This window comes from Mesorhizobium sp. M0058 (assembly GCF_040323095.1).
Taxonomy (GTDB): domain Bacteria; phylum Pseudomonadota; class Alphaproteobacteria; order Rhizobiales; family Rhizobiaceae; genus Mesorhizobium.
The window spans coordinates 94,006-116,396 of sequence record NZ_JAMYUQ010000002.1 but is presented as its reverse complement, the minus strand read 5'-3'; the positions used below and the strand labels follow the sequence as shown (position 1 = coordinate 116,396).

Annotated in this window: 28 protein-coding genes and 1 pseudogene; 10 read left to right on the top strand and 19 right to left on the bottom strand. The window is 63.0% G+C overall.

Going from position 1 to position 22,391, the window contains the following annotated elements:
* Nucleotides 1–194: 194 nt before the first annotated feature.
* The 4 genes and pseudogenes from NKJ75_RS03485 to NKJ75_RS03470 all read right to left on the bottom strand — a co-directional run.
* Complete coding sequence (locus NKJ75_RS03485) at nt 195–1,730, bottom strand: DHA2 family efflux MFS transporter permease subunit (protein WP_023745453.1); 1,536 nt, start codon at nt 1,728–1,730, stop codon at nt 195–197.
* A 349-nt stretch (nt 1,731–2,079) separates the two neighbouring features.
* On the bottom strand, nt 2,080–3,273 hold the full coding sequence (locus tag NKJ75_RS03480) for an HlyD family secretion protein (protein WP_352499199.1): 1,194 nt from the start codon (nt 3,271–3,273) through the stop codon (nt 2,080–2,082).
* Nucleotides 3,270–3,740: a MarR family winged helix-turn-helix transcriptional regulator gene (locus NKJ75_RS03475; protein ID WP_023705728.1), complete on the bottom strand. Its 471-nt coding sequence runs from the start codon at nt 3,738–3,740 to the stop codon at nt 3,270–3,272. Before NKJ75_RS03475 ends, NKJ75_RS03480 begins: the two co-directional genes overlap by 4 nt.
* A gap of 126 nt (nt 3,741–3,866) precedes the next feature.
* Nucleotides 3,867–4,075 (bottom strand): annotated as a pseudogene (locus NKJ75_RS03470) (iron chelate uptake ABC transporter family permease subunit); the annotation flags it as partial.
* Nucleotides 4,076–4,204: 129 nt separating this feature from the next.
* Here NKJ75_RS03470 and NKJ75_RS03465 point away from each other — a divergent pair.
* Complete coding sequence (locus NKJ75_RS03465; RefSeq protein WP_352445829.1) at nt 4,205–5,035, top strand: AraC family transcriptional regulator; 831 nt, start codon at nt 4,205–4,207, stop codon at nt 5,033–5,035.
* A gap of 6 nt (nt 5,036–5,041) precedes the next feature.
* Here the strand turns inward: NKJ75_RS03465 and NKJ75_RS03460 are convergent, their stop codons facing one another.
* On the bottom strand, nt 5,042–5,977 hold the full coding sequence (locus NKJ75_RS03460; protein ID WP_352499198.1) for a bifunctional helix-turn-helix transcriptional regulator/GNAT family N-acetyltransferase: 936 nt from the start codon (nt 5,975–5,977) through the stop codon (nt 5,042–5,044).
* Between the two features lie 79 nt (nt 5,978–6,056).
* Entirely contained in the window at nt 6,057–7,244 is a 1,188-nt protein-coding gene (locus tag NKJ75_RS03455) for an MFS transporter (RefSeq protein ID WP_352499197.1), read from the bottom strand.
* A gap of 170 nt (nt 7,245–7,414) precedes the next feature.
* Between NKJ75_RS03455 and NKJ75_RS03450 the strand changes: the two genes are divergently transcribed.
* Complete coding sequence (locus tag NKJ75_RS03450) at nt 7,415–8,041, top strand: TetR/AcrR family transcriptional regulator (protein WP_023734263.1); 627 nt, start codon at nt 7,415–7,417, stop codon at nt 8,039–8,041.
* Here the strand turns inward: NKJ75_RS03450 and NKJ75_RS03445 are convergent.
* The gene (locus tag NKJ75_RS03445; protein WP_023715203.1) at nt 8,038–8,907 is read right to left on the bottom strand and encodes a hypothetical protein; all 870 of its coding nucleotides are present in this window, start codon (nt 8,905–8,907) and stop codon (nt 8,038–8,040) included. The two genes, NKJ75_RS03450 and NKJ75_RS03445, sit on opposite strands and share 4 nt — an antisense overlap.
* Before the next feature lie 82 nt (nt 8,908–8,989).
* Here NKJ75_RS03445 and NKJ75_RS03440 point away from each other — a divergent pair, with 82 nt between their 5' ends.
* The 3 genes from NKJ75_RS03440 (at nt 8,990) to groL (ending at nt 11,987) form a co-directional block, all read left to right on the top strand.
* Nucleotides 8,990–9,787 (top strand): class I SAM-dependent methyltransferase, encoded by a 798-nt coding sequence (locus NKJ75_RS03440; RefSeq protein WP_352499196.1) that lies wholly within the window; start codon nt 8,990–8,992, stop codon nt 9,785–9,787.
* Between the two features lie 184 nt (nt 9,788–9,971).
* On the top strand, nt 9,972–10,268 hold the full coding sequence (gene groES / locus NKJ75_RS03435; RefSeq protein ID WP_006203049.1) for a co-chaperone GroES: 297 nt from the start codon (nt 9,972–9,974) through the stop codon (nt 10,266–10,268).
* 63 nt (nt 10,269–10,331) lie between these two features.
* Complete coding sequence (groL, locus tag NKJ75_RS03430; RefSeq protein ID WP_023709705.1) at nt 10,332–11,987, top strand: chaperonin GroEL; 1,656 nt, start codon at nt 10,332–10,334, stop codon at nt 11,985–11,987.
* Nucleotides 11,988–12,058: 71 nt separating this feature from the next.
* On the opposite strand, the gene NKJ75_RS03425 is transcribed toward groL, so the two are convergent.
* Nucleotides 12,059–12,667, bottom strand: coding sequence for a TetR/AcrR family transcriptional regulator (locus NKJ75_RS03425; RefSeq protein ID WP_023697706.1), 609 nt, complete (start codon nt 12,665–12,667; stop codon nt 12,059–12,061).
* 102 nt (nt 12,668–12,769) lie between these two features.
* On the opposite strand from NKJ75_RS03425, the gene NKJ75_RS03420 reads away from it, so the two are divergent.
* Genes NKJ75_RS03420 through NKJ75_RS03410 form a run of 3 tightly spaced genes read left to right on the top strand, consistent with a single transcriptional unit; the run spans nt 12,770 to nt 14,670 of the window.
* Nucleotides 12,770–13,780, top strand: coding sequence for a zinc-dependent alcohol dehydrogenase family protein (locus NKJ75_RS03420; RefSeq protein WP_352499195.1), 1,011 nt, complete (start codon nt 12,770–12,772; stop codon nt 13,778–13,780).
* A gap of 41 nt (nt 13,781–13,821) precedes the next feature.
* Nucleotides 13,822–14,268, top strand: a complete 447-nt coding sequence (locus NKJ75_RS03415) for an OsmC family peroxiredoxin (RefSeq protein ID WP_023689922.1) — start codon at nt 13,822–13,824, stop codon at nt 14,266–14,268.
* Nucleotides 14,269–14,283: 15 nt separating this feature from the next.
* Complete coding sequence (locus NKJ75_RS03410; protein WP_023828901.1) at nt 14,284–14,670, top strand: nuclear transport factor 2 family protein; 387 nt, start codon at nt 14,284–14,286, stop codon at nt 14,668–14,670.
* Nucleotides 14,671–14,741: 71 nt separating this feature from the next.
* Here NKJ75_RS03410 and NKJ75_RS03405 read toward each other — a convergent pair whose 3' ends face one another.
* Together NKJ75_RS03405 and NKJ75_RS03400 are read right to left on the bottom strand one after the other, a co-directional pair.
* Nucleotides 14,742–15,257, bottom strand: a complete 516-nt coding sequence (locus NKJ75_RS03405) for an OsmC family protein (RefSeq protein WP_023684308.1) — start codon at nt 15,255–15,257, stop codon at nt 14,742–14,744.
* A 57-nt stretch (nt 15,258–15,314) separates the two neighbouring features.
* Nucleotides 15,315–15,740, bottom strand: coding sequence for a GFA family protein (locus tag NKJ75_RS03400; RefSeq protein WP_023715197.1), 426 nt, complete (start codon nt 15,738–15,740; stop codon nt 15,315–15,317).
* Between the two features lie 182 nt (nt 15,741–15,922).
* Here NKJ75_RS03400 and NKJ75_RS03395 point away from each other — a divergent pair, with 182 nt between their 5' ends.
* Entirely contained in the window at nt 15,923–16,915 is a 993-nt protein-coding gene (locus NKJ75_RS03395; RefSeq protein ID WP_023697711.1) for an AraC family transcriptional regulator, read from the top strand.
* A 23-nt stretch (nt 16,916–16,938) separates the two neighbouring features.
* Here NKJ75_RS03395 and NKJ75_RS03390 read toward each other — a convergent pair whose 3' ends face one another.
* From NKJ75_RS03390 to NKJ75_RS03355, 8 genes are all read right to left on the bottom strand, one after another.
* Complete coding sequence (locus tag NKJ75_RS03390) at nt 16,939–17,550, bottom strand: LysE family translocator (protein WP_023689918.1); 612 nt, start codon at nt 17,548–17,550, stop codon at nt 16,939–16,941.
* A gap of 69 nt (nt 17,551–17,619) precedes the next feature.
* Complete coding sequence (locus tag NKJ75_RS03385) at nt 17,620–17,952, bottom strand: YkgJ family cysteine cluster protein (protein WP_023671506.1); 333 nt, start codon at nt 17,950–17,952, stop codon at nt 17,620–17,622.
* 52 nt (nt 17,953–18,004) lie between these two features.
* Nucleotides 18,005–18,169, bottom strand: coding sequence for a hypothetical protein (locus NKJ75_RS03380; RefSeq protein ID WP_023671505.1), 165 nt, complete (start codon nt 18,167–18,169; stop codon nt 18,005–18,007).
* A gap of 1 nt (nt 18,170) precedes the next feature.
* Nucleotides 18,171–18,578, bottom strand: a complete 408-nt coding sequence (locus NKJ75_RS03375) for a hypothetical protein (RefSeq protein WP_023814785.1) — start codon at nt 18,576–18,578, stop codon at nt 18,171–18,173.
* A complete protein-coding gene (locus NKJ75_RS03370; RefSeq protein WP_023689917.1) occupies nt 18,578–18,802 on the bottom strand; it encodes a hypothetical protein in 225 nt (74 codons plus the stop codon). The genes NKJ75_RS03375 and NKJ75_RS03370 overlap by 1 nt, the downstream gene beginning before the upstream one ends.
* A 291-nt stretch (nt 18,803–19,093) precedes the next feature.
* Nucleotides 19,094–19,303 carry a cold-shock protein gene (locus NKJ75_RS03365; protein WP_023671502.1) on the bottom strand — a complete coding sequence of 70 codons (210 nt, stop codon included), beginning with the start codon at nt 19,301–19,303 and terminating at the stop codon, nt 19,094–19,096.
* A gap of 467 nt (nt 19,304–19,770) precedes the next feature.
* Entirely contained in the window at nt 19,771–20,100 is a 330-nt protein-coding gene (locus NKJ75_RS03360) for a YciI family protein (RefSeq protein WP_023705709.1), read from the bottom strand.
* 29 nt (nt 20,101–20,129) lie between these two features.
* Entirely contained in the window at nt 20,130–20,783 is a 654-nt protein-coding gene (locus tag NKJ75_RS03355; protein ID WP_023735852.1) for a glutathione S-transferase family protein, read from the bottom strand.
* A gap of 170 nt (nt 20,784–20,953) precedes the next feature.
* On the opposite strand from NKJ75_RS03355, the gene NKJ75_RS03350 reads away from it, so the two are divergent.
* Nucleotides 20,954–21,133, top strand: a complete 180-nt coding sequence (locus NKJ75_RS03350) for a CsbD family protein (protein ID WP_023835135.1) — start codon at nt 20,954–20,956, stop codon at nt 21,131–21,133.
* 50 nt (nt 21,134–21,183) lie between these two features.
* Here the strand turns inward: NKJ75_RS03350 and NKJ75_RS03345 are convergent, their stop codons facing one another.
* Nucleotides 21,184–22,308 carry a metallophosphoesterase gene (locus NKJ75_RS03345; RefSeq protein ID WP_023835134.1) on the bottom strand — a complete coding sequence of 375 codons (1,125 nt, stop codon included), beginning with the start codon at nt 22,306–22,308 and terminating at the stop codon, nt 21,184–21,186.
* Nucleotides 22,309–22,391 lie beyond the last annotated feature (83 nt).

The following is a 22,391-nucleotide window of genomic DNA, read 5'->3' as shown; positions in this document are numbered from 1 at the left end:
ACTGTAACGGAATTGGAGGCGTCAGCAACCGGATACCGAAGGCGGAAATCTCATTTCAAATCAACTTCCAAGGGGCCATTATCGATATTCTCTTGCGCATAAGGGTTTTGACGATAATCTGAGCAGCGGCCACGTTCTTGCACCCCAGATCATTAGGGCTAAACCGACTTGCTGCCAGCGCTACAGTGCCCGCCTCAATCCATATGCGCGGCAGGCGTGGCGGCGCCGGCCGGAGCGGTCTTCGGCTTGCGCAGCAGGAAGACAAACGGAATGGCAACCAGCGTCATCACCATCAGTAGTTTGAAGTCGTTGACATAGGAGATCATCATCGCCTGGATGTTGACCATGCGGTCCACCTGCGAAAGTGCCGTCGGATCGCCGCCTGCTGCCGCCGGCGAGAGCGCCCACAAATTGGAGTTGAATGGGTTGATGAAGGCCGACAATTCGGTGTGATTGACCTGCGTGTTGCGCACCATGAGAACCGTCACCACCGACACGCCGATCGACGAACCGAGATTTCGAACCAGGCTGAACAGGGCCGTGGCGTCGGTGCGGAAGCGCACGTCCAGCGTGGCGAAGGCCACCGTGGACAGCGGCACGAACACCATGCCCATGCCCAGGCCCTGGATGACGCCGGAGCTGAGGATCAGCCAATTGTCCATCTGCGGCGTGAAGGAGGACATGGTGTAGAGCGACTGCGCGGTGAGCAGAAACCCGATGACGACGAGGATGCGGGCGTCGATCCTGCTCATGAGCCGTCCAACGACAAGCATCGAAATCATCGTGCCGACACCGCGCGGCCCCAGGACGACGCCGATGGTGACGGTCGGATAGCCGAAGATGGTCGACAGCATCGGCGGCAGCAGCGACATCGAGGCCAGGATCAGCACGCCCATGACGAAGATGAAAGCCAGACCGGTGACGAAATTGCGGTCGAGGAAGATCTTGGGGTCGATGAAAGGACGTTCCGCCGTCAGTGTATGGATGATGAAAACCCAGAAGCCGGTGATCGAAAGAGCAAGCTCGATCCAGATTTCGACCGAGGAAAACCAGTCGACCTCGCCGCCGCGGTCGAGCAGCAGCTGCAGCGCGCCGACGCCGAGCGAAATCATGGCGAAACCGAAGAAATCGAAGCTGCGGATCCGCCGGGCAACGACCGGCAAATAGGCTGCCATGCCGAGGAAGGCGATGATGCCGACCGGCAAATTGATGAAGAACACCCAGCGCCAGTTGAAATTCTCGGTCAGCCAACCGCCCAGCGTCGGACCCAGGATCGGCCCCAGCATGATGCCGGCGCCCCAGATGGCCATCGCCTGGCCGTGGCGTTCCCTGGGGTTGATGTCGAGCAGGAAGGTCTGCGACAGCGGCACGATGGCTGCGCCGAACACGCCCTGCATCAGCCGGAAGAACACAATGCTCTCCAGGCTCCAGGCAATGCCGCACAGCATCGAGAACACGGTGAAGCCGACAACCGCCGCCAGGAACAGTTCCTTGCGGCCGAAGCGGTCGGCCAGCCAGCCGGTCACCGGCGTCATGATCGCGGCGGCAACGATGTAGGAGGTCAACACCCAGTTGATGTTGTCGGGCGACGCGCCGAGGTCGCCGGTCATGGTCGGCAGCGCGACATTGGCGATCGTGGTGTCGAGCGCCTGCATGACCGTCGCCAGCATCAGCGCCACGGTGATCAGGCCGCGATGCGGCACTTCCTTGAAAGGTTCTGGTGTGGTCATGATGCGGAACTTCCGACAGGTAACAAAAACGTGTACATTAGGTTTCCGGGCGGCGAGGCCTTCTCTGGTGAAGAGACCCTCATCGCGGTGGGACGCGATCTATCGATGTGGGGGTTACATCGATCGAAGGTCTCGACACATCAGGCGCTTGCCGCCCGGAAATCCAAGGTCCGAAGGATGGGCGCCGAGATGGTCCAGGTTCTGGGCAGGCCGCGATGCGGCCCGGTCCAATCCACCCCTCGTTCAACCTGCCGTCGGGCCGATCCTGTCATCTCAACTTCACCTCGCCTGCGGCGGGCGTTCTGCCGGGCCGTGATCCTGCTTTTCGAGATCACGGTCCATTCACAGTCTATTGCGCTTCGCCTGCGGTGGCGTGGCCGAAGATAGCGGGGAACCCGCGAGCAACGCCGGTATCCACCGTAACCGAGGCGCTCATGCCGGTGCGCAGCGCCATTTTGGCGTCGGCATCGGTCAGCTCCAGGCGCACCGGAATGCGCTGCGTGACCTTGACCCAGTTGCCGGTGGCGTTTTGAGCAGGCAACAGCGAAAACTCCGCGCCGGTGCCGGCGCCGATCGCCTTGACGGTGGCCTCGAAAGTTCTGCCCGGATAGGTGTCGACGACGATCTCGGCCTTCTGGCCAGGCTTCATGTGGGTAAGCTGGGTTTCCTTGAAATTGGCATCGATCCAGGTGTCGCCGGTCTCGACCAACGCAAACAGCGGCGTGCCGGAACCGACATACTGGCCGATCTTGAACGAGGAGGCCTGGCTGATGACGCCGTCGGCCGGCGCCTTGACCGTGGTCTGCGCCAGATCGTAGGCGGCCTTGTCGCGCGCGGCGAGTGCGGCCATCACCGTCGGATGCTTGTCGGTCTCGATATCGGGATTGCCGGCGAGAGCCGCCTTGGCGCTGATGATGCCTTGCTCGGCAACGGCCAGTTGCTGCCTGGCTTTGTCGAGATCGTTCTTGGCCTCGTCCAGCGACGATTTGGCGTTGATGCCCTTCTGGGCAAGGTCGGCGGCGCGGTCATACTGCGACTGCGCGTAGTCGACCTGGCTGGCATCGGACTTTTCCTGCGCCAGCGCCTGGCTGTAGGCGGCGCGCAGCTGTTCGATACCGACGCGTGCGACTGCGACCGCCGCGTCGGCCTGGGCTAACGCGATCCGGTAGGGCTCGGGGTCGACGGCAAACAGCACATCGCCCTGCTTGACCTGCTGATTGTCCGAGATGCCGACCTGAACGATGCGGCCGGCGGTGTCCGAGGCGATCGACACCTTGGCCTGCTGCAAATTGGCGTTCTCGGTTTCCTGATAGCGGCCGCCGGTCACCCAGACATAACCGCCACCAATGGCCAGCGCGGCCGGCAGGGCGACCATCAGCAGCAAGCGGCCGAGGCGGCGCTTCTTGACCGGAGCCGGAGCGGGTTGAACCGGGGGAGCCACCGCGACAGGTGCCGCGGCCGGCTGTGCAGGCGCTTCGGCGGCCGGCTTTGCCGGCGTCTCGATCTTGGTTACATTCTCGTCCAGCTTGGCTGCCACGTTCATGCTGCTGCCCCTTCCGTACTCTTCAAGGACGACGTCTCGCCGTCCGCCAGGTTTTGCACGATGGTGTCCAGCGCCCGGATAAGGACGCGGCGGTCGTCCGGCGAAACGCCGACCAGCGATTCCTCATAAACTTCGCCAGCAAGGCTTTTGACCTCGGCATAGGCCGCGTTCGCCTTGGCTGTCGGGAAGATCATACGCACGCGCCGGTCAGTTGCGTCGGAGCGCCGCTCGATCCAGCCGCCCTCCTCCATCCGGTCGACGAGGCGTGAAACGCTGATCGGCTCGATTTCGAGAAGTTCGGCGAGGCGAGCCTGGGCGACGCCCGCCTCCTTGGCAACGCGAACCAGAAGCCGCCATTGTGCCGAGGAAAGGCCAAGTCCGCTGGCGCGCGCCTCGAAGCGCTTGCGCATAAGGCGCTGCACGTCGTGGATCAAAAAGCCCAATCTATCTATGCCGTCGGAAACCATGAGCGGTATATATTATAAGCGTGCTTACCATTCAAGGCGCCGCATTGCACCAGAGCCGAAAAAGAGGGATGGCAGCCATGCAGATGCGGTCATGGCACAGTCAATGACGGTTGCGGATGACCTCCCGACCGTGACGTGAATTGCCGTCGAGAACGCCGCGAGGAGAAAGGTCGTCTTGCGCGTCCTCGCCACCGGCACACCTAGGCTTTCGGCGGCATTTTCGCCGGCGGGGAAGGCATCGAGCCGGCGGTGGTTCCACAGGGCATAGGCAAGGATGGTGCCCGCACCCAGCGCGCCCGGATATTGTCCCAGCGAGCCAGGCCGAGGCCGCCCAGCAGCGGCTTTCCACGATGGTGACCTGCCACAGTCGACCAGCGCCCTTCGATTTTACGACAGGCGCAATTTCGATCAAACTGGCCTCGCAAAAAGCCGGCAGCATGGAGTGGCCAAATGAGAGGAGACTCATGAACCCGACCGAGAAAGCGCTGTGGTTTGTCGAGAGCCATTTGCCGGAAGCGATCTCGCTTGAGGATGTCGCGCAAAGCAGCGGCGTCTCGCGCTTTCATGTGACGCGCGCCTTTGGCGCCGCCACCGGCCGTTCGGTGATGGGCTATATGCGCGCGCGCCGGCTGACCGAAGCGGCGCGCAAGCTGGCCTCCGGCGCGCCCGACATCCTCGCTGTCGCGCTCGATGCCGGCTACGCCTCGCACGAAGCCTTCACCCGCGCCTTCCGCGATCAGTTCGGCACGACGCCGGAACTGGTGCGCGCGCAGGGCAGCCTCAGCAATCTCGACCTTGTGGAGCCGATCATGATGGACCAGTCCTTCCTCGCCTCACTGCCGCCGCCGCGCTTCGAGACCGGCCGTCCCTTCCTCATTGCCGGCCTCGGCGAGCGCTACAGCTGCGAAACCAGTGCGGCCATTCCGATGCAGTGGCAACGCTTTGGGCCCTATATCGGCAACATTCCGGGCGAGACCGGTGACGTCGCCTATGGCGTCTGCGTCAATGGCGACGATGCCGGCAATTTCGACTATATCGCCGGGGTCGAAGTTTCGGATTTCTCGGACCTGCCGAAGGAGCTTTCGCGGGTGCGGGTGCCGGCGCAGAAATACGCCGTGTTCACCCATGCCGAGCACATCTCCACCATCCGCCGCACCGTCAACACGATCTGGAACAAATGGCTGCCGGCCTCGGGGCACGATATAGCCGACGGCCCCGAATTCGAGCGCTACGGCCCGGAGTTCGATCCGCGCAGCGGCAATGGCGGACTGGAGATATGGGTCCCGGTGGCCTGAACGCCGCTACAGCTCCAGGCTCCAGTTCTGGCCGACCAGATCCTTGCCGAAGGCGTGATGGCGCTCTTCGTCCACCAGCCTGAAGCCGGCACTCTCGTAGATGTGGCGGGCGGCGGTCAGGATGTCGTTGGTCCATAGGGTCAGCGTCTTGTAGCCCTTGGCACGAGCAAAGCCGATGCACTCCTGAACCAGCCGCTTGCCGATGCCGAGGCCGCGCGCCGATGGTTCGACATAGAGCAGGCGCAGCTTCGCCACCGCGTCGGATTTGCGCACGACGAAGACCGAGCCGACCACCTCCCCTTGCCGTTCGGCAATCCAGCTGCGTTCCCATTCTGGATCGAAGGATTTTACGAAGGCGCCGAGGATTTCGGCGACCAGCGCCTCGTAGGTTTCGTCCCAGCCATAGTCCTGTGCGTAGATCTGTCCTTGGCGGCGCACCACCCAGCCGATGTCGCCGACCTGCAAGGGGCGCAGCATATACGGCACTTTGGTCTCCGGGCTGTCGCCCAGGAGTTGCTGCACCGTCTGCATGGCCTTGACCAGCCGGTGCTGTTCGGCAGCAGGAAGCCGCTCCAGCAAGGCCGCGACCTGGTCGTGCGAAGCCCGGTTCAGCGGCGCGAAGGCCTGCCGCCCCACCGGCGTCAGCGTGATCGACGACTGCCGCGCATCCGACGCCAGCGGCGCGCGCGCTATCAACTGCAGGTGCTCGAACTTCTTCAGGAGCCGGCTGACATAACCGGCGTCGAGGCCGAGATCGCGGATGAGATCGCTGGCGGTCAGGCCATCGCGATGCGCCAGTTCGTAGAGCACCCGCGCCTCGGTCAGCGAGAAGGCGCTTTTCAGCAGGCCTTCGTCGAGCAGACCTATCTGGCGGGTGTAGAAGCGGTTGAAAGCCCGCACCGCGTCGATGCGTTCCTTGCCGGGTTGATGATGGATCGTCATGGGAAGCCTCCTGCCCATCAACGATCGGTCATTTATTTGACTTAGTCAAGTATCGAGGAGATGCTCCCCCGGTCGTGTCTCAGGCGATGGCGCGGCGGCGCCGTGCGATCAGGACGAACAGGCCGAGCAGCACGACGCTGGCCGCAGCACTGGCGGCGGCAAATTCCGGCACCGGCCGAAAATCCTTGCCGTCGATCAGCAGCGATGCCGCGACCGGGCCGATCGCCAGACCGAAAAGCTGGGCCGCCGGCACCAGAAGCACGGCCGTGCGCGTCTCGTCGGCGGTGATCGCCAGCCGGATCTGATAGGGCACGATGAACAGAAGGATGAAGCCCATGATCAAGGCCGCGACCCAGAAAACCGTCAGGCCGGGGCTGCCGGCGAGCACCACGGAACTGGCGACGGCGACCACGCCGATCGCCACGATGACGAAGCGGTAGTCGATACGCGCCTCGAAGACGGTAGCCGTCATTGCGCCCAGCACCTGCAATGCGAGGCTGGCCGAGACGATCAGGCCGACGCTGCGGCCATCGATGCCGTATTGTGCGCCAAGCGGCTCGAGAAACGCCCAGACCGAGCCGAAGAACATAAAGTAGCAGAAGACGCACAGCAAAGCGGCAAGCGAAGGAACGGTCAGCACATTGCTGAACTGTTCCTCCTTGGGCAGGTCGGCATAGCTATCGGGGACGATGAAGGCGACCGCCACCGAAGCGATGCAGACGACGGCAAGGACGATGAAGCCGCCTGCCGATCCGGCGGCCGGGATGACGTAAAGCGCCAGCAGCAGGGCAAGGGCGCATTGCGCCAGGGTCTGAAGGGTGACGAAGAAGCCGCCGATGCGCTCGGCCCGGCGCGAACGGGCGATCAGTTCCGTGGCGGCCGCCACCAGCCCACCCTCGGCGAGGCCCGCCACCGCGCGGGCGGCAATCAGCGAGGTCGAGGTCAGCGCATAGGCGGTCGCGCAGTTAGCCAGCGCCAGCAAGAGCAAAAGGCAGGCACTTTTCGAGCGCATATTGTGGGCGGACAGCATCATGGCGATGACCGCCGATCCGATGCCGATGGCGATCATCTCCGCCGTGGCGACCAGCGCGAGTTCGTCACCGCTGACATGCCCTTCGGTGTAGAGCGCGCCAAGAAGCACCGGCTGCAGCCCGAGAATCAGCAGGCCGACCGAGCCGATCCACAATGCCGAGGCGAGCTGCGCCCCAGTCGGGTTGCCGACCAGCCAGTCGCCGTTCCCGGCATCGGCGTTACCAGCAGAAGTCACGGTCGCCTCCCAACGTCCTTGCCTGTCGGCAAAAAAACTGACAGTCTGTCAGCATTTAGAAACTGATACTCGATCATATTCGTTTGTCAATCATCAGCGGGACTTGGCATCAACAAGGCTGGGGATGGTCTTGGCGATCGAATGGTCTGGGCGATCGAGAGGATGGCGGCATGAACGAAGCAGTGCAGATGACGACCGAACCGAGGCGCAGGCCCAAACAGGAGCGCAGCCGCGAGCGCATCGACGCCATCCTGTCGACGACCATGCGGCTGATCGGCGAGAAAGGCATCGACGCCGTCACCATGAAGGAAGTCGGCGCACAGGCCGGCGGGCCGATCGCCACCGTCTATCATTATTTTCCCAACAAGTCGGCGATCCTGGCGATGCTCTACGAGCGGTTCTCCGAAGTGAGCCGCTCTCGGCTTGCCGCGATCGTCGCCGACATTGGCGGGCTGGGCGACGTCATCGCGGCGGCCGACCGGCTGCTCGACGACTACTATGAGCGCGTCGCCGGCGACCCCGCCATTCAGGACCTGCAAAACGCCATCCAGGCTGACAAGGCGCTGAAGAATCTCGACATCGCCGAAACCCGGCGCCAGGCGACGATGTTCTGCGACCATGTCGGCCCCTTTCTCGCGCCAGAGCGACGCAATGAGTTCGGCCGTATGGTTTTCCTGATCTTCCAGCTGGCCGGCGGCGTCGTGCGCATGGCGCTGACCCAGAACCAGGAGGAAAGCCGCCACACCATCGAGGACTACCGGTCGATCATCCATACGCAGTTGGGACTGTTTCTCTAGCGCCCGATTCGACCCCGTCCGGTCTGGTGGATGAGGTTTTCGAAGCCGTCGGCCAGGTTGGCTGTGCCGGCGGCAACAATCTTCGACAGGTTCCTGGCGCGACCTGGGGTCTTGTTGGCATCGAGCAGCACGGCCCTGCCCTCATGCACGACAAAGTCGAATTTGCCATAGTCGAAGCCCAGCTTCCGACGCAAGGCGCGCAGTTCGTCGGGAACCGCAACCGGCTGCCGGCGGACGGTGTCGTCGCCCTTGACCAGGCGCTGCGGCGAGACATAGCGGGTGCAGCGCTCCCGATCGCCGCAGAATATCCAGAACCGCGCCGCAAACCCGTCGGGCTCGATTTCGGGAATGAATTTTTCCACGATCAGGTCGGCACGCCTGAAAATCTCCGGCGCCACATCGGCCAGCGAGGCATGCACCTGATAACGATCGAAGGTCTGCGCGCCCGGGAAAGGCACTGCCTTGCCGGCGCGAACGGATTTTCGGTTGAGCTGCTCCTCGGGCGTCCCCCAATGATTGAGGTTGCTCTTGACGATGACCTGGCCGCTCCAGTTGGCACCCTCCTCGAGGATCGCACCGCTGATGCGGCGCTTGGAAATGTCGGTTGCACCAAGATTGAGACAAATCGGAAATCCGCGCGCGTAGTCGACATAGTCCGATGGCGTCACTGTCGCGTCGACATGCAGGACGGCAATATCGGCGTTATGACTTGCCGAAGGTCCACGCATGATCTGCACGGAGTGACCGCGCCGTTTCAGCTCCGCCAGGACGTCGAACAGCATGTAGGGGCTGTCCTGGCGCAGCAGGAGGCCCCGCCGGCTCTGGAAGCGGTCAAATTCATGCGTTATGACGGCAATGCGGGCCATGGCCTTTCCTGCATGAGGTAACTCGCAAGGCAACCAACAGCCTGGAAGGAAATATGTCCAGCCTTTCCCCAAACCGTTCCGCATGACTGAGCATTGGGACGCAATTCGCCGTCATTGGCGGCTTCTCGGGTCGCCGCTGTGTCCGCCCCCGGAAGCTGTCGCCGCCTATGAGCGCGAACTTAGCCTGCAATCAGTCGATGTGGTGCTGCTCGGGGTCACGCCGGAGCTTGCCGGCCTCGGAAGGACCATGCTCGCGATCGACGAGTCCACTGCCATGATATCGGGCATCTGGCCGGGCGATACCGCCTCACGCAAGGCGGTGATCGGCAACTGGCTGGAGTGGCCGCTGGGCGACGAAAGCGCCGGGGCGGTGATCGGCGACGGCTGTCTGTCGGCGCTGGACTCCTCGGTTGCACGGCAGGCGCTGCTTGCCGAGATCGCGCGTGTGCTGAAGTCCGATGGGCGGGCTGCATTGCGCGCCTATGCAAGCCCTCAGGTGCCGGACGATCTGCAGGAGGTCCGGGCGCTGACGCTGTCCGGTGGTGTCGCGACCTTCCACGAACTCAAATGGCGCATTGCCATGGCTTGTGCCGGCGGCGATCCCGACCGCGCCATTCCGGTGCGGGCGATCCTCGACGCCTTCGATGCGCTGTTTGCCGACCGGGAGGCCCTTGCCGCGACGACCGGATGGGAGATGCCGGTCATCGGCACCATCGATGTCTATGCGAATTCGCAGACTGTCTACAGTTTCGCCCCGGCGGCGACGCTGGTCGAAGAGGCGAGCCGGTTTTTTGACAGTGTCCGCCTCGCGCCGACAGGGACCTATGGGCTGGCTGAACGCTGTCCGCTTCTGGTGCTTAAATCGCCGCGGCGCCGGTAGGGTCTGCCGTCGGATCGCGGCACGGCTCCAATTGGCACAATTGTGCTCACCGTTCGCCTTGACTCTCGAAAGCCACGCGCTTATTTCAGCGCACGTTAGCACTCTCCCCAGGTGAGTGCTAACGCACATCCGGCACCGCCGGATCGAGGAACAGCTCTCACCGTTCTCATTCGAGGAAGAAAAAATGGCAAAGTCGAAGTTCCGCCCGCTTCATGACCGCGTGGTCGTACGCCGGGTCGAATCCGAATCCAAGACCGCCGGCGGGATCATCATCCCGGATACGGCAAAGGAAAAGCCGCAGGAAGGCGAGATCATCGCCGTCGGCTCCGGCGCTCGCGACGAAGCCGGCAAGCTGGTCCCGCTGGACGTCAAGGCCGGCGACCGCATCCTGTTCGGCAAGTGGTCGGGCACCGAAGTCAAGCTCAATGGCGAAGACCTTCTGATCATGAAGGAATCCGACATTATGGGCATCATCGGCTGATCATCGGCCTCACCGTCAACTAAATTCGGGCTTGATCGCAAGCCCCCTGCCAGGAGCTAAAAAATGGCTGCTAAAGACGTAAAATTCTCCCGCGACGCCCGCGAGCGCATGCTGCGCGGCGTCAACATCCTCGCCGACGCAGTGAAGGTCACGCTCGGCCCCAAAGGCCGCAACGTCGTCATCGACAAGTCGTTCGGCGCACCGCGCATCACCAAGGACGGCGTCACCGTCGCCAAGGAAATCGAGCTTGAAGACAAGTTCGAAAACATGGGTGCGCAGATGGTCCGCGAAGTTGCTTCGAAGACCAACGACATCGCCGGCGACGGCACCACGACCGCGACCGTTCTGGCGCAGTCGATCGTCCAGGAAGGCCACAAGGCCGTTGCCGCCGGCATGAACCCGATGGATCTGAAGCGCGGCATCGATCTGGCCGTCACCGAAGTCGTTGCGGCTCTCGGCAAGGCTGCCAAGAAGATCAAGACCTCCGAGGAAGTTGCCCAGGTCGGCACGATCTCGGCCAATGGCGACGAGTCGGTCGGCGCCATGATCGCCGAAGCGATGCAGAAGGTCGGCAATGAAGGCGTCATCACGGTTGAGGAAGCCAAGACCGCCGAGACCGAGCTGGAAGTCGTCGAAGGCATGCAGTTCGACCGCGGCTATCTCTCGCCCTACTTCGTCACCAACGCCGACAAGATGGTTGCCGAGCTCGAGGACGTCTACATCCTCCTGCACGAGAAGAAGCTGTCCAACCTCCAGGCCATGCTGCCGGTTCTCGAAGCCGTCGTGCAGACCTCCAAGCCGCTTCTTATCATCTCGGAAGACGTCGAAGGCGAGGCTCTGGCCACGCTGGTCGTCAACAAGCTGCGCGGCGGCCTGAAGATCGCCGCCGTCAAGGCGCCGGGCTTCGGTGATCGCCGCAAGGCCATGCTGGAAGACATCGCCATCCTGACCGGTGGCCAGGTCATCTCGGAAGACCTCGGCATCAAGCTCGAGAATGTCGGCCTCAACATGCTCGGCCGCGCCAAGAAGGTGTCGATCTCCAAGGAGAACACCACCATCGTCGACGGCGCCGGCAAGAAGGCCGAGATCCAGGGCCGCGTTGCCCAGATCAAGCAGCAGATCGAAGAGACCACGTCGGACTACGACAAGGAGAAGCTGCAGGAACGTCTGGCGAAGCTCGCCGGCGGCGTTGCGGTGATCCGTGTCGGCGGCGCGACGGAAGTCGAAGTCAAGGAAAAGAAGGACCGCGTCGATGACGCCCTCAACGCGACCCGTGCGGCCGTGGAAGAAGGCATCGTTGCAGGCGGCGGCGTCGCTCTCCTGCGCGCTTCGGCCAACATCAAGGTCACCGGCGTCAATGCCGACCAGGCTGCCGGCATCAACATCGTTCGTCGTGCACTGCAGGCTCCGGCCCGTCAGATCGCTTCGAACGCAGGTGCTGAAGCTTCGATCGTTGCCGGCAAGATCCTCGACAACAAGGGCGCGACCTACGGCTACAACGCCCAGACCGGCGAGTATGGCGACATGATCGCCATGGGCATCGTCGACCCGGTCAAGGTCGTTCGTACCGCTCTCCAGGACGCGGCTTCGGTCGCCGGCCTGCTCGTCACCACCGAAGCCATGATCGCGGAGGCTCCCAAGAAGGAGTCTGCTGGCGGCGGCATGCCTGGCGGCATGGGCGGCGGCGGCATGGGCGGCATGGGCGGCATGGATTTCTAATCCAAGCTATCCGGCTTATGCATACGGAAAGGGCGCCGAGAGGCGCCCTTTTTGTTTTGGAAAGCGGATGGTTAGGCGGCGCTGTCCGCCTGCCGCGCAACCTTGCCTGCAAGCACCGCCTGCTCGACAAGCGCCGCCACCTCGTCGGCCACCACCAGCACCGGGCCACGATCGCGGGTGGCCCTCGCAATCACCATCAGCCCTTCCAGCGAGGATTCGACCAGCAGTGCCAGGGCATGCGCCCGGCGTTCGGGCACTCCTGCCCTGACAAAGGCCTGTCGCAGCAAGCCGATCCATTGCTCGAAAGCCGATCGGCAGAGTTCCGCCAGTTCCGGCACATCGGTGGGTGAATCCAGCACCACCGGCGCGATGGGGCAACCCAGCGAAAAATCATTGTCCTCCAGCATGCGCCCGACCGACTGGTAGATGTGATGGACGGCCACTGCAGGATCGCTCTCGGCTGCCAGTGCTTCGCCCAGCCTTTTCGTGACGTCGGCAACGCTGTTGCGCGTCACCTCGATGACCAGTTGGTCCTTGCCGCCTGGGAAATGAAAATAGAGCGAGCCGCGCGGCGCCCCGCTGGCGCCCAGAATGTCGTTGAGCGAGGTGCCGTGATAGCCGCGCTGCCTGAGCAACAGGCCTGTGGTCTCGAGTATGCGGGTGCGGGTGTCGTTGGCCATGTCAACCTCTGTCAGCAGTGACGCATTATAGGCCTTGCCAAGAATATGACAATCGGTCTATATAATATGTGGATCAGTCTATATACTATTAAGGAGAGTGACATGCGCAGCTACCGTCTCGAAGGGTTTGGTGGAACCGAATCCCTGGCGATGCGCGACGAGGCGCGGACGGAACCGAAACCGCATGAGATCGTGGTGCGAGTCCGCGCCGCCTCGCTCAATCGGCGCGACACGATGATCCTTGGCGGCACCTATCCCTTGCCGGCGCGGCAAGGCATCGTGCCGCTGAGCGACGGAGCCGGTGACGTCGTCGCAATCGGCGATGCCGTCACCCGTTTTGCCGTCGGCGACCGCGTCACCGGCAGCTACTTCGCCCGCTGGATCGATGGCCGCATCAATGCCGGTCTGATCGACCAGCTCGGCTGTACGCTTGACGGCATGCTGACTGAGTTTGCCGTGCTCGACGAACAATGGGCGGCGCGACTGCCCGATCATCTGAGCTGGCACGAAGCGGCGACGCTGACCTGCGCCGGCGTGACGGCCTGGAACGCGGTGACCGGGACCCGGATTCCGAAGCCTGGTCAATGGGTTCTCACCATCGGTTCGGGTGGCGTTTCGCTGTTTGCTCTGCAGTTCGCCAAGTTGCTCGGCTGCCGGGTTGTCGCCATCACATCGCGCGCGGAGAAGGCCGAGAGGCTGCGGGCGCTGGGCGCCGACCTCGTTGTCTCCAGCACCGACATACCGGAATGGGGCGGCTGGGCGCGCGAGCAGACAGGCGGCATCGACCTCGTCGTCGAAACCGGCGGCCCGGCCACCTTCGCGCAGTCGCTGATTGCCAGCACGCTTTATGGACACATCGTGCTGCTGACGCTGCAGGACGCCAGTGGCAGATCGATCGAGATGCCGGCAGCGCTTTATCAGCGCAGCCTCGCCACCATCAGCCGCCTGTTCGTCGGCAGCCGCAGCAATCTCGAGGCCATGCTGCGCGCCGTGTCGCAGCATCGCCTCAAGCCCGTTGTCGACAGGGTCTTCCCCTTTGCCGAAGCCCCCGAAGCGTACCGCCACTTCCAGCAGGGCGACGTGTTCGGGAAGGTTGTCATCGACTGCGCCTGACCCAATTGCCCGCTTTTCAACCCCGAACCAGGAGAACGACCATGACCATCCGTGAAGCTTCCGCAGAATGGCAAGGCACGCTGAAGGAAGGCGGCGGCCGTCTGCGGCTTGGCAGCGGCGTCTTCGAAGGCGCCTATTCCTTTCCGTCGCGGTTCGAGAACGGTCCGGGCACCAATCCCGAAGAGCTGATCGGGGCAGCACATGCCGGCTGCTTCTCGATGGCGCTGACCTTCATCCTCGGCCAGGAAGGCCACGTCGCCCGCACCATCCGCACCGTCGCCAAGGTGCATCTCGGCGCGACCGCCGCCGGGCCGACGATCACCCGCATCGAGCTCGAAACGGAGGCGGAGGTCACGGATCTCGCCGAAGACGAGTTCGAACGCCTGGCGCAGTCGGCCAAGGCGACTTGCCTCGTCTCGCGCGCCTTGGCCGGCGTGCCTCAGATCACCCTAAAGGCCGTGCTGGTCAAAGCCGTCAAAGATCAATGAAACCGGGAGAATATGATGAAACAGGAGCTTATCATGGACGCAGCCGGGAATGATTTGTCCCGGCAGACGGCCGAGATCATGCATCGCTTCAACGATGTGTTCCAGCTGCACGATCCGTCCGCGCTTGCCGAGTTGGTGGCGCAGGATTGCGTTATCGAAAACACCGTGCCGGCGCCGGACGGCGCCCGCCATGCCGGCAAAGAGGCGTGCATTGACCTATGGTCGGCGATCGCCACCCAGCCCGGCACGCGCTTCGACCTCGAGGAAACCTTCGTCGCCGGTGAACGGGCGACGATCCGCTGGCGCTACTTCATGGCCGACGGCAACTCCATCCGCGGCGTCAACCTGATGCGTGTCGCGGACGAGCTGATCGTCGAGGCGATGGGTTACGTCAAAGGATAGAAGCGTTGCCCGGCACTCCCGTTCCCAGCCCGGAATCTCGCTCAAGTCGAGTTTCCGGGCCGGTTTTCTGGTCACTGGATGACGCGGTGCAGCTTCACCGTGGTGCTGGGACTGTTCTGGATGGTCTGGAAGATCACGCAATAGCGATCCGTGAGTTCGAGCAGTTGGTCGAGCTGACTTTGGGGAGCGTCGGTGTCGATGTCGAACCGCAAGCGGATTTCCTTGAAGCCGACTGGAACACCCGCAGTCACGCCGAGCGTGCCGCGAAGATCGACGTCACCTTCCGCGGAAACTTCGGCGGACCTGATCGGAATTTCGAGCACGGCCGCCGCCGCGCGCATCGAGACACCGGCGCATGCGATCAGCGCCTCCAGCAGCATGTCGCCGGAGCACAGTTCCTGGCCGCTGCCCCCGGCCATCGGATGGATGCCGGCAAGCGCCAGCCCGCGTCCGGTCTCGACCTGGCAGGTGACGGTGGACGCGTCGGCGACGCCTTTGGCCTTCAAGGTGAGGAACGCGGCCTTCGCATCCCTGCGATAGAGATCCTTGATCGGCTCCTGCGTGGCGCGAAATGTTGCGATTTCCATGAACAATCTCCTGTCTTGAATTGTCGTTGTCAAAAATGGCGAGCAGTGGCCGGGCCCTTATTCCGGCACCGCGATGCCGGAGCCGCCGAGCTCAGCCGGAAAGTCCCTGAGCTTGGGCAGCCCGTCCTTCATCGGCAGCACGGTCTCAGCGTAGTTGACGTGAACCCCAGGCGTGAATTTCACGCCTGGTATCGTTGCCGCATAGACATCGACCAGGCCGAGCGGCGGATGAACGGTCATCAGATGACCACCGCATTTCGTGCAGAACTGGCGATCGCTCATTTCGGTCTTCTCGAACCCGGACAGGAACTCCGCGCCCCCGGTGACCTTGACGTTCTGAGGCTTCCACAGCGTGAATGCGTTCACGGGAGACGCCGACCACGATCGACAAGAACCGCAATGGCAATAGCCCATTGCCTCGGCGGCTCCGTGCACTTCGATTTCCACGGCGCCGCAAAAACACCCGCCCTTATGTACCGTCATGACTTTTGTCCCTGGTTGGTTTCGACAGCACTCAGCGCCCACTCTCGGCAGCGCTTGAGCACCGGTGCAGGTTTAGGAGTTCTGGCCGCGAACTGAATGATATGGCGTCCGCCTCGCTTGACAGCGCGTCCGGAACTCGAAAGGGATGGCTCACCGGCTAGCCGGGTGCGGGACGAAACGGAATGGCCGGGGATGCTCTGTCTGACCTGTTGAGGACGGTACGCCTTACCGGCGCGACGTTTTTTGACATTGAGGGCCACGAGCCGTGGGCCGTCTGCTCGCCGGCGCCATCGTCCATCCTGCCGAAGATCCTGCCCGGTGCGGACCATCTGATCTCCTACCATGTGGTAACGGCCGGTCGCTGCTTCGCGCGCATCGTCGGCCAGGAAGCGATCGCGCTGGAGGCCGGCGAAGTCGTCGTCTTCACCAGGAGCGACCCGCATATTATGTCCAGCAATCCGGCGCTGCGCGCCGATCCGCCGACAGCCGACGTTCTCGACATCGCAACAGCCGGCCGGATGCCGTTTTACATCAACTGCGCCGGCGACGGCGCGACCTCGGCCAGGCTGGTTTGCGGCTATCTCGCCTGTGATGCACAGCCTTTCAATCCACTGCTCGAGGCTTTGCCGCCGGTGATCAAGGCCGGAGCTGCCAAAGGCGATGGCGGCTGGCTCAGCCAGTTCATCAACCTGGCTGTCACGGAGGTGGCGCAAAAGCGCGCAGGCAGTGAAACGGTGCTCACCAAACTGAGCGAACTGATGTTTGTCGACGTGTTGCGCCGTTACTTGGAATCGCTGCCGCCACAAACCACGGGATGGCTGGCTGGCCTGCGCGATCCGCACCTGGCGAGGGCACTGGCGCTGATCCACGACCGGCCGGCGCATAACTGGACGGTGGAGGCGCTGGCGAAGGACTCCGCGCTGTCGCGCAGCGTGCTCGCCGAACGCTTCACCAGGCTGGTCGGCATGCCGCCAATGCATTATCTCGCCAAATGGCGCATGCAGATCGCCTCGGAGCTGCTCAGCGCCGGCTCCAGCAACATGGCCAGCATCGCCGCTGAAATCGGATACGAATCCGAGGCAGCGTTCAGCCGCGCCTTCAAGAAGATGATCGGCCTTCCGCCCTCCGCCTGGCGTCTAGGCATCCGGACCGGATCCGGAACCGACGAAGAGTAGGCCGATGCCTGCCAGATCCTGTTCTATCGATCAGCAAGCGCCAGCTTGGCCCCAAGCATGACAAAGGCGCCGGCGAAGGTGCGGCGCATCCAGGTCAGCACCATCGGCCGCGACACGACATGGCTGCGGATCGAGGCGGCAAAGATGCCGTAAGCGACGAAGACGACGAAGGTCAGCAGCATGAAGACGCTCGAGAGCTCCAGCATCTTGGCAAATGCGTTCGGTTCGGTCGTGCTGACGAATTGCGGCAGGAAGGCAAAGAAGAAGATCGACAGCTTCGGGTTCAGGATGTTGATCAGGATGCCGGAGGTGATGACCTTGGCTGCCGAGCGGGGTGCCGCGTTTTCATCGACGCTCAGGCCGCCCTTCTCCTTCAGCGTGTTCCAGGCCATGTAGAGGAGATAGGCGACGCCGAGATATTTCAGCGTCTCGAAGGCGACAGCACTTGTGTGCAGCAGCGCCGCCAGGCCGGTGATGGCGGCGGCCATATGCGGGATGATGCCAAGCGTGCAGCCGAATGCAGCAGTGATCGAGGCGCGCGCGCCTCGCGAAAGCCCGGCGCTCAGCGTGTAGAGAACGCCGGTGCCGGGCGAAGCCACGACGATCAGCGACGTCAACAGGAATTCGATGCTCATGGTTCCTCCAACGCCCTGCCCGTAGTGGAAGCTATCGGGGGATGTGGGATCAGGCAAGGTGGGCGTCGGCTAGATCGTTGGCATCCCGTGCGCCTTGCGCGCCATCAGGCAATCGTCGCCGCCAGGCATGCAGGCGTGGCAGACGTCCGGGCGGATCTCGTAGATGCCGCAGGCCGTGTGCTTGCCGATCTCGCCCGTAAGCGCCGAACAGCGCACGCCCTCGCAGCGCATCCCGGACAGGTCGGCGGACACGAACTTTTCCGGAATCCGGTCAAGTTGCGCATCGTCCTCGGTCGAGAAGCGCGGCCATTCGGCCGAGTAGGAACAGCAGGCGCCGCAGCTCTGGCAATCGAAAACCGGCTGGTCGTCCTGTTTTGACGACCGGATATCCCTGGCGGCCAACGCGACCAGCCCAGGTGCTGCGAGATTGCGATCGGCTTGGTGCGGCAAGGCGCTATTTCTTCTTGCCTGCCTTGCCCTTGGGCGTGGCGGCTGGCGCCTCGAACAGATCGGTTGCCGACGGTTCGGCGGCCTTCGGCGCGGCAGCGGGCTTGGCCTGCTTTGCAGTGGCAGCAGCCGGCGCTGCCGGCTGGTCCTTGGTGGAAAACTTTATGGCCATGTCAGTCCTCGTCGGAAAAGCGGGATGATGGTGCGCGCGGATTGCGCAAGCGGCCGATCAGCGCCGAGACCGCTGTGATGTTCATTTCCTCGGGCGACCAGTTCCTCGCCTCGGCAATGTGGTGCGCCGCCAGTTCGCGATGCGTGCTGCCGCTATAGGCGGCATCCTGGTAGGTCACGCGCTCCTGGGTCCTTTTGTCCTCGCGGACATATTCGACCAGATAGTTCGGGGCTTCGGCACGGCCGCGCACGCCGACGCGCACCTGGGCATCGCCATGCGCGCGCTTGCAGCGCTCGAGCTTTTCCAGCACACGGCGGACATATTCGACCGGCTTGTCCAGGCCCGGGACCATGGACGCTATGGTCGCATCGGCATCGATCGGCGTCGGCGGTACGCGCTTGGTGGCCATCAGCGTTTGCCTGCCCGCTTCGGCAGCGCCGCAAGGACTGCGGCCGCTGCCATGTCGTCGGCTTCCTTTTCCTTGCGCAGTTCGCGCAAGCGCGCGGTCTTGGCTTCGCGAGCCTCGCTGACGGCATCACGCTCGGACAGGATGCGGTTGAGTGACATCGACTGGGTTTGCGTCTTGCTGAACAGCGAGCCGGCCTGGTCGGCGGTCTTGGATTGCGTGGTCAAAACTTTCTCCTGTCGGGAGCCTGGTGCCGATAGAGCGAGAGCGGTCTTCGATTAGGACCAAAGCAATACGGCAGCGGGGCAGTATGGGCGGTTCAGATTGCTGGAGCGTCCCTTAGCACGTTCCGGCCGGCGTGCGGCGCACTTTTAGCGGCATGACGCACAAATGAAAAAGGCCAGGCACCGCCTGACCTTCCATGAAAGCGCCGCGCATCCAGTTGGATGCGCAAGGCGCTCCTTTCAGCCTTTCATCGGTGCCAGTACATCCGTGGTCACCGGAAGGCCGAATCCTTATCAGGCCGCCTTCAACTGGTCGGCGGACATCTTGCCCGACTTGTTGTCGCGGGTCATCTCGTAGCCGAGCTTCTGACCCTCGACGATGTCACGCATGCCGGCGCGCTCTACGGCCGAGATGTGGACAAAAACGTCGGCGGAGCCGTCGTCAGGCTGAATAAAACCAAAACCTTTGGTGGCGTTGAACCATTTCACTGTGCCGGTGGCCATGAAGAACCCTTTCCCTGGCAAATATTCGTTCACCATCGTGCGACTGCACAACAGCGTTTTGTCTCGATTTTTGATGGGGAAGTTCGTCAAAGGCGCGCATGCATGCGCGGATAACAAAAGTCGGTCAAACAAATATCGACATGTTTCTTATAGACTTCTTTTAGCGCCGAGTCAATTTCTGGTTTGCCCGCAGCCAAAATTCAACCTGAGGATGCCTGAGGCATAAGCCTCAACTGACGAGGTGGCGGAGCGCAAGGCGTTCCCAAAAAATATTCCACGCCCCCGGAACCAATCGCAAGCCGGCGCATTTCCGTGGTGTCAGCAATTCAGAGAGCAATCTCAGTAATGCTGGCAAAAGGACGCCTCCCGCACATTAAACGGTGCGAGAGGCGTTCTTGTATGTGCCGTTGTCTGACACAATTTCCAAGGGAAAACCGTTTCACACTTTTCCTTAAACTTACGCTCGCCTACAGGATCGCGCTGATCAGCGGCAGGATTTCGTAGCGGAAACCACGGCCGGAGTTCGACACCGGATCGCCGTCGGTGACCGCTCTTGCCTCGGCTTCGCTGCCGACACGTAGGATCAGCAGACCCCAAGGGCCGGCCGGGTCGGCGACCGGCCCGGCCAGGATCATGGTGCCCTCGGCAAGCTTGCCGCGCAGATAGTCGGCATGCCGGCCCATCAACTCCCTCTCCTCCTCCGTCAGGGTGAAGGCGAAGTCCGGCCGAGGCGGGATTAGCCGGCAGTGGAAGATTGTTGGCGCGGTAGTCTCACGCGGTCCATCATTGCCGGCCATCGGTCACTCACCGTGATGTCACTAGTGTCCTATTCGTCCGGGCCGGGTTCCGGCCAGGTCTCCTTCGCTGCTTCCGCATACCAGTGCCGCATCGCCGGCGTTGCCAACACGGCGTCGACATAGGCGCGCGTGTCGGGCGCGAGCTTGCCGCCATAGGTGTCGAAGCGGGTGACGACAGGTGCATACATGGCATCGGCCGCGGTGAAATGACCGAACAGGAAGGGGCCGCCCTTGCTGTATTGTTCCCGGCACTGGCGCCAGATCGTTTCGATGCGCGCGCGCTGCATGTCGCCTTCGGCGTCGAGCGGCTTGTGGGCCTTCGGCCGGCGCAAATTCATCGGCCAGCCATAGCGCACCTCGCGAAAGCCGGAATGCATCTCGGTCGCCACCGAGCGAGCCAAGGCGCGGGCGCCGATATCCTGCGGCCAAAGTTTTTTCTCAGGAAACAGGTCGGCCAGATATTCAAGGATGGCAAGGGTTTCCCAGACGATCCTGCCATTGTGATTCAACACTGGCACCAGGCCGGTGGGCGAGACTTTCGCCAGATTGGCAAAAGTCTCGGGCGTGCGCAGGCGCACGAAACCTTCCTCGAACGGGATCTCCAGATGCTTCATCGCCACCCATGGCCTCAGCGACCAGGACGAAAAGCACTTGTTGGCGATGATGAGCGTAAATTCAGCCAAGGCGGTCTCCCCAAAATTTCGTCACACTAGTCACATGATACGACGCGGCAAAGCGTTTCGGCGACCTATAAGCGACCAGATGCGACGATGATCGCCGCCCAGGGAACCTAAGCCAAGCCGGCCCGTTTGCCTCCTGCGAATGAATCCCCGGAATCCCAGGAGATGCAAAGATGGTGAACAAGGATCAGGTTGCCGGCGTGGCCAAGCAGGTCAAGGGCTCGGTCAAGGAGGCCGGCGGCAAGGCGGCCGGCAACAGGCAGACCCAGGCCGAAGGCACGGCCGACAAGACCGCCGGCAAGGTGCAGAAGGTCTATGGCGACGTGAAGGACAAGATCAAAAAGGCGCTCTGATTCGATCTTGCAGGCAATGAGGAAGGCGGCTCAAGGCCGCCTTTTTCTTGTCAGAGGCTGAGGCTCTTGCTGAAGGCGCTGGTGAACTTGACCCCGCCCCGGTCGCCCGCCGCCTCGCCCAGCACCACGTCCATGCCGTCCCCGGTTACCCTCACCAGCGCGAAGCCACCCATATAGGCAGCCTTCGGCTTGAACAGGTCGAGGCCATCGCTTTTGTAGATCATCGGCACTTCGTGCTGATGGCCATGGAAGATGGCGATGACATTGTAGCCCTTCAGCGCCGCCAGCATCGCCTGGCGGTCGGCCTCGCTCCACCAGTGCGGCGCGCCTGCGCCGTCATCGTCATAGGTGCGCTTGGCCGGGTCCCAGCGCTCGACCGAGAAAGTGTCCCAGCCATAGTGCTGGAACAGGATGACGGGACGGCCATCCGCCGCGTAGGTCGCCAGATCCTGCTTCAGCCACGGCAGGCTGCTCACCGCGCCATGGCCGGTGTCGCCGGCAAAGCGGTGGGTCTGGACGAGATGCAGGCCGCCCCAGTCCCAGGAATAGCAGTCGGTGTCGACATCGTATTCGGTGGCCGGCACCGGCGGCTTGAAGAACACGCCGGGGCGGTGGTTGACCTCGACATAGTCGCGCAATTCACGCCGATACCAGTCGACATGGGGCGGCGAGCCATTCTGGTCGAGATCGTGATTGCCGAGGCCGACATAGACCGGCATGTGCACGCGATCGGGACCGACGCCCTGTTGATAGCGCTGGCTGAACTGCAACAGTTGCGTGCCTTCGCTGGGCTCGGTGATCTGGCCGCCGCCATCGTCGGTGATGTCGCCGCCGACAACGAGGCCGAGCGGCGCATCGATGCGGCCGCCGGCCGAACGCAGGCGGGTTGCAACGCCATCGATCTCGACTGGCCATTGCCGGCCGACCAAGCCATTGAGGACAGCGACATTGCGCAACAGCGCGGCATCGGTCTTGCCTTCCTCCAGGCAGTTGGGGCTGAGGCCGCTCGACATGCGGCAGGCATGGACATCGGCGATGAACAGAAAGGTGGCGTCGATGGGCTGGATGCGCTTGCCGGTCTGGCCAAGCGCGGCGCGCGGCAGCATGCCAGCCATGGCAAGGCCGGCTGCCTGTGCGAGGAAATTGCGACGGGAGAGGACGAGCTTGCGATTCATGACCTGAAATTCAGCACAGCCGGCGCCCCACCGTCCAGTTGCCAGGAATGGCAGGTCGACACGGCACTGAGGCTCTGGCATTT

Excerpts from the sequence above, each read along its gene's own strand:
- NKJ75_RS03465 (WP_352445829.1), top strand. The coding sequence starts at position 4,205 with ATGAACCCGACCGAGAAAGCGCTGTGGTTTGTCGAGAGCCATTTGCCG.
- NKJ75_RS03480 (WP_352499199.1), bottom strand. The coding sequence starts at position 3,273 with ATGAACGTGGCAGCCAAGCTGGACGAGAATGTAACCAAGATCGAGACG.
- NKJ75_RS03375 (WP_023814785.1), bottom strand. The coding sequence starts at position 18,578 with ATGGCCACCAAGCGCGTACCGCCGACGCCGATCGATGCCGATGCGACC.
- NKJ75_RS03440 (WP_352499196.1), top strand. The coding sequence starts at position 8,990 with ATGACTGAGCATTGGGACGCAATTCGCCGTCATTGGCGGCTTCTCGGG.
- NKJ75_RS03475 (WP_023705728.1), bottom strand. The coding sequence starts at position 3,740 with ATGGTTTCCGACGGCATAGATAGATTGGGCTTTTTGATCCACGACGTG.
- NKJ75_RS03380 (WP_023671505.1), bottom strand. The coding sequence starts at position 18,169 with ATGGCCATAAAGTTTTCCACCAAGGACCAGCCGGCAGCGCCGGCTGCT.
- groL (WP_023709705.1), top strand. The coding sequence starts at position 10,332 with ATGGCTGCTAAAGACGTAAAATTCTCCCGCGACGCCCGCGAGCGCATG.
- NKJ75_RS03460 (WP_352499198.1), bottom strand. The coding sequence starts at position 5,977 with ATGACGATCCATCATCAACCCGGCAAGGAACGCATCGACGCGGTGCGG.
- NKJ75_RS03415 (WP_023689922.1), top strand. The coding sequence starts at position 13,822 with ATGACCATCCGTGAAGCTTCCGCAGAATGGCAAGGCACGCTGAAGGAA.
- NKJ75_RS03390 (WP_023689918.1), bottom strand. The coding sequence starts at position 17,550 with ATGAGCATCGAATTCCTGTTGACGTCGCTGATCGTCGTGGCTTCGCCC.
- NKJ75_RS03405 (WP_023684308.1), bottom strand. The coding sequence starts at position 15,257 with ATGGAAATCGCAACATTTCGCGCCACGCAGGAGCCGATCAAGGATCTC.
- groES (WP_006203049.1), top strand. The coding sequence starts at position 9,972 with ATGGCAAAGTCGAAGTTCCGCCCGCTTCATGACCGCGTGGTCGTACGC.
- NKJ75_RS03450 (WP_023734263.1), top strand. The coding sequence starts at position 7,415 with ATGAACGAAGCAGTGCAGATGACGACCGAACCGAGGCGCAGGCCCAAA.
- NKJ75_RS03445 (WP_023715203.1), bottom strand. The coding sequence starts at position 8,907 with ATGGCCCGCATTGCCGTCATAACGCATGAATTTGACCGCTTCCAGAGC.
- NKJ75_RS03410 (WP_023828901.1), top strand. The coding sequence starts at position 14,284 with ATGAAACAGGAGCTTATCATGGACGCAGCCGGGAATGATTTGTCCCGG.
- NKJ75_RS03485 (WP_023745453.1), bottom strand. The coding sequence starts at position 1,730 with ATGACCACACCAGAACCTTTCAAGGAAGTGCCGCATCGCGGCCTGATC.
- NKJ75_RS03395 (WP_023697711.1), top strand. The coding sequence starts at position 15,923 with ATGGCCGGGGATGCTCTGTCTGACCTGTTGAGGACGGTACGCCTTACC.
- NKJ75_RS03345 (WP_023835134.1), bottom strand. The coding sequence starts at position 22,308 with ATGAATCGCAAGCTCGTCCTCTCCCGTCGCAATTTCCTCGCACAGGCA.
- NKJ75_RS03365 (WP_023671502.1), bottom strand. The coding sequence starts at position 19,303 with ATGGCCACCGGCACAGTGAAATGGTTCAACGCCACCAAAGGTTTTGGT.
- NKJ75_RS03350 (WP_023835135.1), top strand. The coding sequence starts at position 20,954 with ATGGTGAACAAGGATCAGGTTGCCGGCGTGGCCAAGCAGGTCAAGGGC.
- NKJ75_RS03400 (WP_023715197.1), bottom strand. The coding sequence starts at position 15,740 with ATGACGGTACATAAGGGCGGGTGTTTTTGCGGCGCCGTGGAAATCGAA.
- NKJ75_RS03420 (WP_352499195.1), top strand. The coding sequence starts at position 12,770 with ATGCGCAGCTACCGTCTCGAAGGGTTTGGTGGAACCGAATCCCTGGCG.
- NKJ75_RS03425 (WP_023697706.1), bottom strand. The coding sequence starts at position 12,667 with ATGGCCAACGACACCCGCACCCGCATACTCGAGACCACAGGCCTGTTG.
- NKJ75_RS03360 (WP_023705709.1), bottom strand. The coding sequence starts at position 20,100 with ATGGCCGGCAATGATGGACCGCGTGAGACTACCGCGCCAACAATCTTC.